Below are 12,721 nucleotides of genomic sequence, written 5' to 3' on the forward strand. Positions count from 1 at the left end.
TCTGCACACTTTTTCAGGAGCTGAATATGTCCACCGAACAACTGTCGAAAACCCCACTGCACGCACTGCACATCGAACTCGGCGCCCGCATGGTGCCGTTTGCTGGCTACGACATGCCGGTGCAATACCCGCTCGGCGTGATGAAAGAACACCAGCACACCCGTGATCAGGCCGGGCTGTTCGATGTCTCGCACATGGGCCAGATCCGTCTGACCGGCGCCAATGCCGCCAAGGCGCTGGAAAGCCTGGTACCGGTAGACATCATCGACCTGCCAGTGGGCACGCAGCGCTACGCGATGTTCACCAACGAAACGGGGGGCATCCTCGACGACCTGATGGTCGCCAACCTGGGTAACGACGAACTGTTCCTGGTGGTCAACGCGGCCTGCAAGGACCAAGACCTGGCGCATCTGCGCAAGCACATCGGCGACCAGTGCACCATCGAGCCGCTGTTCGAAGAACGCGCCTTGTTGGCGCTGCAAGGTCCGGCCGCCGTCACCGTGCTCGCACGCCTGGCATCTGAAGTGGCGAAGATGACCTTCATGCAATTCGCCCGCGTAAAACTGCTGGGTGTGGACTGCTTTGTCAGCCGTTCGGGCTATACCGGTGAAGACGGTTACGAAATCTCCGTGCCGGCCGCCAACGCCGAAGCCCTGGCTCGCGCCCTGCTGGCCGAACCTGAAGTGGCGGCCATCGGCCTTGGCGCTCGCGACTCCCTGCGCCTGGAAGCCGGCCTGTGCCTCTATGGCCACGACATGAACACCGAGACCACCCCGATTGAAGCAAGCCTCCTGTGGGCCATCTCCAAGCCTCGTCGCGCTGATGGCGCACGTGCCGGCGGCTTCCCCGGCGCAGAAACCGTGTTCGGACAGCAACAAGCCGGTGTCAGCCGCAAACGCGTTGGTCTGTTGCCTCAGGAACGCACGCCGGTGCGCGAAGGTGCGGAGATCGTCAATGAAGCAGGCGACATCATAGGTGTGGTTTGCAGTGGCGGCTTCGGTCCGACCCTGGGCGGCCCTTTGGCGATGGGTTACGTCGACAGTGCTTATATCGCTCTCGATACGCCGGTATGGGCGATTGTTCGTGGGAAAAAAGTGCCTTTGCTTGTAAGCAAAATGCCATTTGTTCCACAACGCTACTACCGCGGCTGATTGACTGTTTCTATAAGTAACGCGGTTGCGTTAACAGCGCACTAATGTGTAACGCAACCGCCATAAAACAGTGCATCACTTTACCTGTAAGCTTCGTTTATGAACGTTGCTTATAAGGATCGAAAACAATTGAACACGGCGATTGCATAAGCCAACACTAGTTGCGGCATAAACGCCCCAGCGCGAGCAAATCCGGGCCCTCCACAGGGCTTGTTTTTTCTCCCGTAGTTGGCGTAGAGTTTGTCCACTGTGTTTGCATGGGTCGCTTGGAATCGTGACCTGGGCAGTAGCCTACAAGTTAGCTACATCCCGTTCGACGTCTTCTTACTCTCCTGCAACCAGCCCCAGTACTCTTTCACAAGAAGGAGGCTGTCATTAATTTTTGCGTCAAAGGAAATAAGAAATGTCCCAACGTCAGAGCGGTACCGTCAAGTGGTTTAACGACGAGAAAGGTTTTGGTTTTATCACTCCAGAAAGCGGTCCGGATCTGTTCGTGCATTTCCGCGCTATTCAGGGCAACGGCTTCAAGAGCCTAAAAGAAGGCCAGAAAGTGACTTTCGTTGCTGTGCAAGGCCAGAAAGGCATGCAGGCTGACGAAGTACAAGCAGAAGCCTGATCTTCTGTAACGAAAAAGCCCCTGATGCTGACATCAGGGGCTTTTTTGTGCGCGTAAATCCGTAAAATGGCTTCTTTTTTCCGTCCAGAGGCTGCCATGTCGAAACATCTTCTCAAACCCCAGGGCGACTTTCCTGCCGTCACCCTGGGTCGTCGCCTGGCAGCGATGTTCTACGACTTCTTGTTGTGTGCCGCCCTGCTGATCGTCACCAGCGGCATTTACAAGATGATCCAGATGGCGATCATCGGCGAAGACAAAATGCGCACCCTGACCGAAGCCGGCGCGCTGGATGGCGATCCATTGCTCTCAACGGTGCTGCTGTTTGTGCTGTTCGGCTTCTTCGCCAAATTCTGGACCTGGTCCGGTCAGACCCTGGGCATGCAGGTCTGGTGCATACGCGTGCAAAACGCCGACGGTTCATCCATCAGCCTGTGGCAGGCGTTGCTGCGCTTTGTGGTGTCGATCGCGTCCTTGCTGTGCGTCGGGCTGGGTTTCTTCTGGTCGCTGTTCGACAAACAGAAACGCAGCTGGCACGACATCTACTCCAATACCCAGCTCGTGCGGATTCCAAAGAAAACCAAGTAGTTCAGCCATACGAAAACCACTGTGGGAGCGAGCCTGCTCGCGATGGCGGTGTATCAGTCAACATTGATATGACTGACACATCGCCATCGCGAGCAGGCTCGCTCCCACAGGTTCTGTGACTTATCTGAAAGATCTCAGGCGTTACCGGCCAATTTCATCCGCGCTGCCTGTGTGAAGTCGAGCATGCGCTTGAGCGGCCGAATCGCTTGTGGAATCAGCGCGGGATCGACAAAGATCTCGTTAGTCCCCTCTTTCAAGCTCTTCAGCGTGCGCTCAAGGGTATTCATCGCCATCCACGGGCAATGTGCGCAACTGCGGCAGGCTGCGCCGTTACCGGCCGTTGGCGCTTCGATGAAGACCTTGTCCGGGCACAGCTGCTGCATCTTATAGAAGATGCCGCGATCAGTGGCGACGATAAAGGTCTTGTTTGGCAGACTTTGCGCTGCCGCAATCAACTGACTGGTGGAGCCGACGGCATCCGCCAACTCGATCACCGACGTCGGCGACTCCGGATGCACCAGAATCGCTGCGTCCGGGTACAGCGCCTTCATGTCTTCGAGTTGCTTGGACTTGAACTCTTCGTGAACGATGCAGGCACCGTCCCACAGCAGCATGTCCGCGCCGGTCTGGCGCTGGATGTAGGTGCCCAGGTGTTTGTCCGGGCCCCAGATGATGGTTTCGCCGTTATCCATCAGGCTTTCGACGATCTCCAGCGCGCAGCTTGAAGTCACCACCCAATCCGCCCGGGCTTTGACCGCCGCCGACGTGTTGGCATACACCACCACGGTACGCTCCGGGTGCTGATCACAGAACGCCGAGAACTCGTCAACCGGGCAACCCAGGTCCAGCGAGCAGGTCGCTTCCAGGGTCGGCATCAGGATGCGTTTTTCAGGGTTGAGGATTTTGGCGGTCTCGCCCATGAACTTCACACCGGCGACCACCACGGTCTTGGCCGGGTGAGCATTGCCAAAGCGAGCCATCTCCAGCGAGTCGGAGACGCAACCACCGGTTTCTTCGGCCAGGGCCTGAATGACCGGATCGCAATAGAAGTGAGCAACCAGCACCGCATCCTGAGCCTTGAGCTCGGCAGCGATGGCGGCACGGTAATAGGCCTCTTCCTCGACAGTCAGCGGCTTGGGCTGCTTGGCGTCGAGGTGGGCTTGAACCAGAAGGCGTTCGGAAATCTGCGTCATGTTCGCAAGACCTGCAGGCGCTTTCGCGCGAAAGTCGAGTATACACCCGGCTCCGGACCCTTCAGGGTACCGCCGGGAAAGTGAGTATCATCAGGCACGGACAACGTTGAAGCTGCGCAAGGCTACAGAATATCCCGTTGATGCAAAAGATGATTCTGACCTGCGTCACGGGTCGCAGCCCGGAACTGGGCGAGCTCAAATCGCGGGCAAAAAAAAATCCGGAAATCCTCACTTGCGTGGGCCTTCCAGACTTTTAAAACTGCTACAAAAATGGTGGGTCGTGTGGGATTCGAACCTACGACCAATTGGTTAAAAGCCAACTGCTCTACCAACTGAGCTAACGACCCGCTGTGTGGTGGCGCGTATAATACTGATTTTTAAGGACTATTCAACACCTAATTTGAAATAAATCAAAAATAGGGTGTTGGGTCGCTAACACCGGCCGCTGCAAAGCCTTCTGCACGCAGTCGGCAGCTGTCGCATTTGCCGCATGCACGGCCGTTATCGTCGGCCTGATAGCAGGAAACAGTCAGCCCGTAATCAACACCCAGCTTCACGCCTGCCTGGACGATCTGCGCCTTGCTCAGGTTCTGCAGCGGCGCCTGAATGCGGAAACCATTCCCCTCTACACCGGCCTTCGTCGCCAGATTGGCCATGCGCTCGAAGGACTCGATGAACTCAGGACGGCAGTCCGGGTAACCGGAGTAATCCACGGCGTTCACACCAATAAAGATGTCACGCGCGCCCAACACTTCGGCCCAGCCTAGCGCCAAGGAGAGAAACACGGTGTTGCGCGCCGGCACGTAAGTTACCGGGATACCCTCGCCCGCCACTTCCGGCACATCGATGCTGCTATCGGTCAGTGCCGAACCGCCGATGCCATTCAGGTTCAGACCGATCACCTTGTGTTCGACCACACCCAGGTCGCGCGCAACACGTTCGGCGGCGTGCAGTTCGGCATGGGACCGCTGACCGTAGTCGAAGCTCATGGTGTAGCAGCTGTAGCCTTCAGCGCGAGCCATGGCCACAACGGTCGCGGAGTCGAGGCCGCCGGACAGCAGGATGACTGCACGTTTTTCGGTAGTGTTCAGTTGTTCAGTCATTTCAGCGCCCCGGCTCGTCATTCCAAAGATATTTATGCAACTGCAATTGCAGACGCACTGGCAGGTTGTCCGCCACCACCCAGTCAGCCAGGTCCCGAGCATTCAGGTCATGGTGACTTGGCGAGAACAGGACTTCGCCGGCACGCTGATCCAGACCGTACTGGATCAGCTTGGACACGGCCCAGTCGTAGTCTTCCCGCGAGCAGATGACAAACTTCACCTGATCGTTGGGCGTGAGCAGTTCGATGTTCTCGTAGCGGTTGCGATGGGCTTCTTTAGAACCTGGGGTTTTCAGGTCGACGACGCGACTGACCCGTGGATCGACCGCCGAGATATCCAGGGCACCGCTGGTTTCCAGCGAGACCTCGTAACCGGCGTCACACAACTGCTTGAGCAATGGGATGGCGTTGGGTTGTGCCAGCGGCTCACCGCCGGTGACACAGACGTAACGCGGACGAAAACCGGCCACTTGCTCAAGAATGTCGTCGAGCGTGCGAATGGTGCCGCCAGTGAATGCATAAGCGCTGTCGCAGTATTGGCAACGCAATGGGCAACCGGTCAGGCGCACAAAAACAGTAGGCAGCCCGGCAGTCCGCGTTTCACCCTGCAACGAGTAGAAAACTTCGGTAATTCTCAATGTGTCTTGCATAGTCGCCACGGGCATAACAGCTAAACAGGCTGTCCGCCTCCGTCAGGCACTTCAAGGAACCCCGCCACCGCGCAGATCCCAAAAAGCGTGTTTCATAAAAAGGGCGTGAATTCTAACGAAAAAACCCGCGACAAGCGCGGGTTTCTTCAAAACGGGTCAAGCAGCCCTTACATTTTTTGCAGATCACGCTGGGCCAGCTGAGCGGCGGAAGTGCCCGGGTATTGCGACACGACCTGTTGCAGAATGCCTTTGACCTTGTCGGGATGACCAAGGCGGCGCTCTACATCAGCCAGCTTGTACAGCGAATCAGGCACTTTTGGATGCTTGGGGTACAGCTGTGAAACCTTGGCAAAAGCCTGACCTGCACCTTGCAGATCGCCTTTGGCCAGGTTCACTTCGCCCAACCAGTACTGAGCATTACCCGCGTACTGGCTGTTCGGGTACTTGCGCAGGAATGCGGCAAAAGCCTGGCTGGCCTTGTCGAAATCCTTGGCTTTGATCAGGTCGAAGGCTGCATCGTAATACAGTTTTTCCTTCGCCGGATCAGCCGGCTCACTACCCGCGGCAGGTGCCTGAGCGGCTGCCGCTCCTGCCGCTCCTGCGGCTGCGCCCGCTGCTGCACCGGGGGCATTCAAACTGCCACCGGTGGAAGAATTATCAGGAGTCGCGGCTGGTGCAACGCCGGTTCCTATGCGCCGATCAAGATCCTGATATCGCTCCAGGTTCTCTTGCTTCATGCGCCCTACATCATTTTGCAGAACTTCGATGATGCCTTGTTGGCGCGAGATCTGCTCCTGCATTGATTGCAGTTGGTTGAACAGCTCGCCCTGTGCCGAGACAGGGGCCGAAACCCCTCCCCCGGCATAGGCGCCGTTCGTACCGTAACCCGCAGGCGGATTACTAGTCCCGCTATTGTTATAGCCGGAGTCGTTATCGACCACAGGAACCGCAGCCCACACCGCAAGCGGTGCGAGGCTGAGAGCCAAAACAGTTACAGCACGACGGCACGTTCGCATGACGAATTACTTACGCAGTTCGACGCGACGGTTTTGAGCCCAGGACTGCTCGTCGTTGCCGGTAGCAACTGCACGCTCTTCGCCGTAGGAAACCAGTTCCAGCTGAGCTGGGGAAACACCTTGCAGTACCAGGTAACGCTGAACGGCTTTCGCACGACGCTCGCCCAGTGCCATGTTGTACTCACGAGTACCACGTTCGTCGGTGTTGCCTTCCAGAACAACGCGAGCGCCGTTTGCTTTCAGGTCTTTGGCGTGAATGTCCAGGGAGCGCATGGCTTCTGGCTTCAGGTCCGAGCTGTCGTATTCGAAGTAGAAAGTGGTGATTGCGCGCAGAGCAGCTTCTTCGCTCAGGGAGCCGTCAACTGCACCAGTGTTTGCGCCGTAACCAGCGTTTGGATCTACAGCGCCTTCACCGGCATTGTCGCCGCCTTTGGACGAGCAACCTACAGCTACAGCCATGGCCAGAGCCAGCGCAGCAAATTTACCAAACTTCAGCATTTCCATCGTAAAACTCCTAATGAACCCCAATGTGTTAAGTACAACGTGTAGCGCCGCGTCAGTTCAGGTAAGGGGACCAGGAAGGTTCTCTGACTTCGCCTTGTGCGGTAGGAAGCGGGAGCCTTACGCGTCCATTAATGGACACGAGCATCAAGACTCCCCGGCCCTGCTGGCGGGTGGCGTAGATTACCATGGTGCCGTTGGGCGCAACAGTAGGCGACTCGTCCAGAGTGCTATCAGTGAGGATTTTTACGCTTCCGCGCTGCAAATCCTGGGCCGCCACCTTGAAATTGGTGAAACCTTCCTGACGATGGATCATCACCAGGGTCTTTTCGTCAGCCGAAAGTTTAGGGTTGGCGTTGTAGTTACCGATAAAGGTCACACGTTCCGCACCACCACCGCCTGCGCTGGTTTTGTAAATCTGTGGCTTGCCGCCACGGTCCGAGGTGAAGTAGATGGTCGAACCATCTTTACCCCAGAACGGTTCGGTGTTGATGCCAGGACCGTTAGTGACACGCGTGATCTGACGCGAACCCAGGTTCATCACGTAGATGTCCGGGTTGCCATCTTTCGACAGTACGAATGCCAGACGATTGCCATCCGGCGACCAGGCTGGCGCGCCATTCAGGCCTTCGAAGTTGGTGATCTGCTCACGGCGACCGGTGTCGATGTTCTGCATGAAGATACGCGGACGCTTCTGCTCGAACGAGACATAAGCGATGCGCTTGCCGTCCGGTGCGAAGCGCGGCGACAGGATCGGCTCGCGCGATTGCAGCAGGGTCACGGCACGGGCACCGTCATAGTCCGAACGCTGCAGCGTGTAGCGAGTGTTCTTCTCGGAGAAACGCTCTGCCGTCACGTACAACAGGCGAGTCGAGAACGCACCTTTAATACCGGTGAGTTTTTCGAACGACTGGTCCGCGATGTAGTGCGACATGTCGCGCAGTTGATCGACGCTGCCCGATACGCTGCCGGTCAGCACTTGCTGCTCGGTGGCGACGTTGAACAGTGCGTATTGGACCTGCAGACGACCGCCCGCAGGAGCAATGCTGCCGACCATGACGTACTGGGCGCCCAGCGCCTTGAAGTCACGGAAGATGATTTCGCTGGCCTGGCTTGGCTGGCTGATCATGTTCTGTTTTGGAATCGGCGAGTAGTAACCCGAGTTGCGCAGGTCGTTACCGATGATTTCGGCCATGTCGTCCGGCAGCACGCTGCCGCCCTGGTTGCCGAACGGAACGACTGCAATCGGGGTGGCCCGATCACTGCCGCTGGTGACCAGAATGTTTTTTTCATCTGCTGCCGCTATCCCTGCCATGCAGCAGATAACGACAAGCATTCCTCGAAGAAGGTTTCTCACAAGGCTAGATCCTCAGGTGTGAATGTCATCTTGAATGAACGATACGGAGCGAAATCGCTCGGCTTCATTCCCTGCATTTCTGTCAAACGTCCAATGTTCTTCACCGCTGCTACAGCCGAAGCGTCAAACGGACCATCGCCACTGGACTTGGCCACGCTGACCGAAGTCAACGTACCGTCCGGCAACATGCCGATTTGCAACACGACTGTCATGCCTTTGCGGGCCGAAGGTGGACGAGCCCAACCTTCCGCTGCACGAGCACGGATCAGATCATCGAAACTGCCGGCGACTTCGTCACCCTGCTCATCCGCCAAGGCCTGCTGACGCTCCGGCGTGTCGGAAAGCAAATCTGCCAAGGCCTGAGCCTTTTTGTCTTCGGCGGATTTACGTGCCGCTTCCTGCGATTTTTTCTTCGCCGCATCGGCAGCAGCTTTCTTCTTCGCGTCTTCCGCGACTTTCTTCTTCGCGTCTTCAGCTTCAGATTTTTTCTTGGCGTCTTCCGCGGCTTTCTTCTTCGCGTCTTCGACGATCTTTTTCTTCGCTTCTTCAGCGGCTGCTTTCTTGGCCTCTTCTTCAGCTGCTTTCTTGGCTTCTTCTTCAGACTTCTTCTTGGCTATATCAGCCAATTGTTTCTCTTCGGCCTTTTTAGCTTCGGCGGTCTTCTTCGCTTCATCGGCTTTCTTGGCTTCATCAGCCTTTTTAGCCTCTTCCGCTTTCTTCGTCTCGTCGGCCTTTTTGGATTCTTCAGCTTTTTGAGCCGCATCTTCCTTCTTTTGTTCCGCGGCCTTGATCGCTTCCTGTTCGATCTTTTTCTGTTCCATCTGTTCGACTTCGGTCTGACGCGCGGCAGATTTCTTCGCCTCACCCGCAATCTTCTGATTGGTCTGGGTGGTCGCCTGACTTTTCGATTTCAGTTGATACAGGGTCGCCTGGACAATCGGCTTGGCCGGCGGCAGTTCTGGTGTGAAGGCAAAACTGACGAACAGCATGCCGAACACCAGCACGTGCAAGACAATCGCCAGGACACTAGGCCAGAAGTAGCTTTCCGAGGCGGACGGCTCTCGCATTTGCTGCATCAGGGTGCCTCGGTAATCAAGCCAACGTTACCGACCCCGGCTTTCTGCAACCCGCCCATGGCGCCCATGACGGAACCGTAATCAACGGTCTTGTCGCCGCGGATGAACACTTGGGTACGCTTGCCGCCTTCAGTACCGGCGCGAATGATCTTGGTCACGGCGTCAGTCATCTGCGGCAAGGTCATGGCCTTGTCCTGTTGCTTTTCAGTGTCGACTTCGCTGCCAAGGTTCCAGTAATAGGTCTTGTCAGCCTTGATCGAAATGGTCAGGACCTGAGTGTTGTTGTCCTGCGGCAAGGCTTCGCTGGAAACCTTGGGCAGATCAACTTTCACGCCCTGATTGAGCATCGGTGCGGTCACCATGAAGATGACCAGCAGTACCAGCATCACGTCGATGTAAGGCACCACGTTCATCTCGGCAACCGGCTTGCGCTTTTTGCGAGCTCGAGCGATTAAAGCCATTGGAAATTACCTGCTTATTCTTCGCTGGTGTGCACTTTGCGGTGCAGGATCGCCTGGAATTCATCGGCGAAGGTGTAGTAGCGGCTGATCAGCGTTTCGCTGCGAGCAGCAAAACGGTTGTAAGCGATAACGGCCGGGATGGCGGCGAACAGACCGATCGCGGTTGCAATCAGTGCCTCGGCGATACCTGGAGCCACAGTGGCCAGGGTTGCTTGCTGGGCAGTGGCCAGACCACGGAAGGAGTTCATGATCCCCCAGACGGTACCGAACAGACCGATGTACGGGCTGACGGAACCTACGGTCGCGAGGAACGGCAGGCTCTGCTCGAGCTTTTCTTCTTCGCGGGAAATGGCGACGCGCATGGCACGGGCCACGCCTTCCATGACCGCTTCCGGATCAACGCCTGGCTGCTGGCGCAGACGGGAGAATTCCTTGAAACCGGCACGGAAGATCTGCTCTACACCTGAATCCGGATCAGGGTTGCTGCCGGCCTGACGGTAGAGTTTGGACAGGTCGATACCCGACCAGAAGCGCTCTTCAAAGCTCTCCAGGGCACGTCGACCGGCGCGCAGCAGGTTGCTGCGCTGAAAGATCATGATCCATGAGGTCACCGATGCGGCTACCAGGATCAGCATTACCAGTTGCACCACGATACTGGCATTGCTGACCAGGCTCCACATGGAGGAATGGTCGACGACGTTAGCTTCCACGCTTTATCTCCTGCTTTGAGTGTGTACCCGCGCCGCTCACGTCGGCAAAGGCCGCACGTAGAGCTTCGGGAATGGCCCGGGGTTTCAAACTGTTAGTGCGCACACAGGCCACCAAAAACTGCCCTTCGCAGAGCAGCGCATTATCCGTGGCTCGCCTGACCTGCTGTTTGAAGCGCAGGCTGACACGGTTCAATTCGATTACTTCAGCGCTTACCAGCAGCTCGTCGTCCAGTCGCGCCGGCGCGTGGTAGCGCGCTTCGCTGGAATGCACGACGAACAACAGGTCCTCACCTGCAAGCTGGGATTGGGCAAAGCCCAGCTCCCGGAGCCGCTCGGTTCGAGCCCGTTCCATAAACTTGAGGTAATTAACGTAATACACGATGCCGCCCGCATCGGTGTCCTCGTAATAAACGCGACAACGAAGTGCGAAAGGCTCAAGCCCGTTTTGCGCGCGCATACTCTAGTGCTTACTCCTCAGGTTGCCAATCCGGCCAGGCAACTGTTTTTCATTGATTCACGGCTTTCTGGCGAAAGTACGGTCCTAGGACCGCACAAACCCCGAATAAATCAGCGCGCAAAGGTTATTTATCGTCCACGGCATCGAGGAACTCGTCTACCACGGGCATCTCGCCCAATCGTGACGGGATGTTTAAACCGAAGTGCAGGTACGCATGCCGAGTCACCACTCGCCCCCGCGGCGTACGCATGATGTAGCCCTGCTGGATCAGGTACGGCTCCAGCACGTCTTCAATAGTGTGTCGCTCTTCACTGATGGCTGCGGCGAGGCTATCGACCCCGACCGGCCCACCGTCGAACTTCTCGATCATGGTCAACAACAGGCGTCGATCCTGGTGATCGAAACCACGCTCGTCGACATCCAGCAGGTTCAAGGCCAGGTCGGCGATCGGTTTGGTGATGTGGCCTTTGGCGCGAACTTCGGCGAAATCCCGAACCCGGCGCAGCAAGCGGTTGGCGATCCGCGGCGTACCACGGGCACGGCGGGCGATTTCGAAGGCGCCTTCCGGATCCAGCGGCAAGCCGAGGATGTTAGCCGAACGACTGACAATCGTTGCCAGGTCGGCAGTGTTGTAGAACTCCAGGCGCTGGACGATGCCGAAACGGTCGCGCAGCGGATTGGTCAGCATGCCGGCACGGGTCGTTGCACCGATCAGGGTGAACGGCGGCAGATCAAGCTTGATCGAGCGCGCGGCCGGCCCTTCACCAATCATGATGTCGAGCTGGAAATCTTCCATGGCTGGGTACAGCACTTCTTCGACGATCGGCGAGAGCCGATGGATTTCGTCGATGAACAGCACGTCGTGCGGCTCAAGATTGGTCAGCAGCGCAGCCAGATCACCCGGGCGCTCAAGCACAGGGCCCGAAGTGCTCTTGATCGAGACGCCCATTTCCTGGGCGATGATGTTGGCCAGGGTGGTTTTACCCAGACCCGGCGGGCCGAAAATCAGCGTGTGGTCCAGGGATTCATTGCGCCCACGGGCAGCCTGGATGAACAACTCCATTTGCTCGCGAACGGTCGGCTGGCCAATGTACTCGGCCAGGCTGACAGGACGAATTGCCCGGTCCTGGACTTCTTCGCGGTCACGAGGGCCAGGTGTGGCGGTAATCAGACGATCAGCTTCAATCACTTAGATCATTCCCTTCAGGGCACGACGAATCATGTCTTCACTGCTCAATCCTTTCTCCTTGATCGCAGAAATCGCCTTGCTGGCTTCCTGCGGCTTGTAGCCCAGGGAGATCAGCGCGCTGACCGCGTCATTTTCGGCGGTGGCGACCGGAGCTGGCGCATCTGGCCCACCCGGCTGGTTTGGTACCAAAGCGAACATCGCCGGTACGGTTTCCCAGGCCTTGAAGCGATCCTTGAGTTCCACCAACAAACGCTCGGCAGTCTTCTTGCCCACGCCCGGCACCTTGGTCAGTGCCGAGGTGTCCTGGGACTGCACGCAGCGGACCAGCTCATCGACTTCCAGGCTCGACATCAGGGCCAGGGCCAGTTTCGGCCCTACACCATTGAGACGGATCAACTCGCGAAAAAAGTCTCGCTCGCGCTTGCCGAAGAAGCCATAGAGTAACTGCGCGTCTTCGCGTACGACCAAATGGGTGTGCAAGGTCAGCGGTTCACCGACCGACGGCAAGCGATAAAGCGTGGTCATGGGCACTTCCAGCTCATACCCCAGACCGTTTACATCCAGAATCAGGTGCGGCGGCTGTTTCTCAGCCAGTGTGCCGCGCAAGCGTCCAATCACGTTTCAGATCCTTGAGCGTTGGCCAGATCAGTGCTGGCG

Annotated in this window: 15 protein-coding genes and 1 tRNA gene; 3 read left to right on the forward strand and 13 right to left on the reverse strand. The window is 57.3% G+C overall.

Features of this window, described 5'->3' with window-relative positions:
• Window positions 1-26 precede the first annotated feature (26 nt).
• The 3 genes from gcvT (at window position 27) to QFW87_RS23145 (ending at window position 2,352) form a co-directional block, all read left to right on the forward strand.
• Entirely contained in the window at window positions 27-1,151 is a 1,125-nt protein-coding gene (gene gcvT, locus QFW87_RS23135; protein ID WP_283188966.1) for a glycine cleavage system aminomethyltransferase GcvT, read from the forward strand.
• Between the two features lie 403 nt (window positions 1,152-1,554).
• On the forward strand, window positions 1,555-1,767 hold the full coding sequence (locus QFW87_RS23140) for a cold shock domain-containing protein (RefSeq protein WP_003175786.1): 213 nt from the start codon (window positions 1,555-1,557) through the stop codon (window positions 1,765-1,767).
• A gap of 96 nt (window positions 1,768-1,863) precedes the next feature.
• A complete protein-coding gene (locus QFW87_RS23145) occupies window positions 1,864-2,352 on the forward strand; it encodes an RDD family protein (RefSeq protein ID WP_283181438.1) in 489 nt (162 codons plus the stop codon).
• Window positions 2,353-2,486: 134 nt separating this feature from the next.
• Here QFW87_RS23145 and nadA read toward each other — a convergent pair whose 3' ends face one another.
• The 13 genes from nadA to ruvA form a co-directional block, all read right to left on the reverse strand.
• Window positions 2,487-3,545: a quinolinate synthase NadA gene (gene nadA, locus QFW87_RS23150; protein ID WP_283181439.1), complete on the reverse strand. Its 1,059-nt coding sequence runs from the start codon at window positions 3,543-3,545 to the stop codon at window positions 2,487-2,489.
• Window positions 3,546-3,816: 271 nt separating this feature from the next.
• Window positions 3,817-3,892: transfer RNA gene (locus QFW87_RS23155), tRNA-Lys, on the reverse strand.
• Between the two features lie 63 nt (window positions 3,893-3,955).
• Window positions 3,956-4,648 carry a 7-cyano-7-deazaguanine synthase QueC gene (gene queC, locus QFW87_RS23160; RefSeq protein WP_283181440.1) on the reverse strand — a complete coding sequence of 231 codons (693 nt, stop codon included), beginning with the start codon at window positions 4,646-4,648 and terminating at the stop codon, window positions 3,956-3,958.
• 1 nt (window position 4,649) lies between these two features.
• Window positions 4,650-5,297 carry a 7-carboxy-7-deazaguanine synthase QueE gene (gene queE / locus QFW87_RS23165; RefSeq protein WP_008072914.1) on the reverse strand — a complete coding sequence of 216 codons (648 nt, stop codon included), beginning with the start codon at window positions 5,295-5,297 and terminating at the stop codon, window positions 4,650-4,652.
• A gap of 167 nt (window positions 5,298-5,464) precedes the next feature.
• Window positions 5,465-6,313 (reverse strand): tol-pal system protein YbgF, encoded by an 849-nt coding sequence (gene ybgF / locus QFW87_RS23170; protein WP_283188967.1) that lies wholly within the window; start codon window positions 6,311-6,313, stop codon window positions 5,465-5,467.
• 6 nt (window positions 6,314-6,319) lie between these two features.
• A complete protein-coding gene (gene pal / locus QFW87_RS23175; protein WP_131059800.1) occupies window positions 6,320-6,817 on the reverse strand; it encodes a peptidoglycan-associated lipoprotein Pal in 498 nt (165 codons plus the stop codon).
• 52 nt (window positions 6,818-6,869) lie between these two features.
• Window positions 6,870-8,150 (reverse strand): Tol-Pal system beta propeller repeat protein TolB, encoded by a 1,281-nt coding sequence (gene tolB, locus QFW87_RS23180; protein ID WP_166675809.1) that lies wholly within the window; start codon window positions 8,148-8,150, stop codon window positions 6,870-6,872.
• 17 nt (window positions 8,151-8,167) lie between these two features.
• Entirely contained in the window at window positions 8,168-9,247 is a 1,080-nt protein-coding gene (tolA, locus tag QFW87_RS23185; RefSeq protein WP_283181442.1) for a cell envelope integrity protein TolA, read from the reverse strand.
• A complete protein-coding gene (gene tolR, locus QFW87_RS23190) occupies window positions 9,247-9,699 on the reverse strand; it encodes a protein TolR (RefSeq protein WP_161807482.1) in 453 nt (150 codons plus the stop codon). Before tolR ends, tolA begins: the two co-directional genes overlap by 1 nt.
• Window positions 9,700-9,722: 23 nt before the next feature.
• Window positions 9,723-10,418: a protein TolQ gene (gene tolQ / locus QFW87_RS23195; protein ID WP_017340467.1), complete on the reverse strand. Its 696-nt coding sequence runs from the start codon at window positions 10,416-10,418 to the stop codon at window positions 9,723-9,725.
• Window positions 10,408-10,875, reverse strand: coding sequence for a tol-pal system-associated acyl-CoA thioesterase (ybgC, locus tag QFW87_RS23200; protein ID WP_008147372.1), 468 nt, complete (start codon window positions 10,873-10,875; stop codon window positions 10,408-10,410). Before ybgC ends, tolQ begins: the two co-directional genes overlap by 11 nt.
• Before the next feature lie 124 nt (window positions 10,876-10,999).
• Window positions 11,000-12,064, reverse strand: a complete 1,065-nt coding sequence (gene ruvB, locus QFW87_RS23205; protein ID WP_283181443.1) for a Holliday junction branch migration DNA helicase RuvB — start codon at window positions 12,062-12,064, stop codon at window positions 11,000-11,002.
• The gene (gene ruvA, locus QFW87_RS23210; RefSeq protein WP_007897033.1) at window positions 12,065-12,682 is read right to left on the reverse strand and encodes a Holliday junction branch migration protein RuvA; all 618 of its coding nucleotides are present in this window, start codon (window positions 12,680-12,682) and stop codon (window positions 12,065-12,067) included.
• Window positions 12,683-12,721 lie beyond the last annotated feature (39 nt).

Source organism: Pseudomonas sp. PMCC200344 (genome assembly GCF_030053095.1).
GTDB classification, from domain to species: Bacteria; Pseudomonadota; Gammaproteobacteria; order Pseudomonadales; family Pseudomonadaceae; genus Aquipseudomonas; species Aquipseudomonas svalbardensis.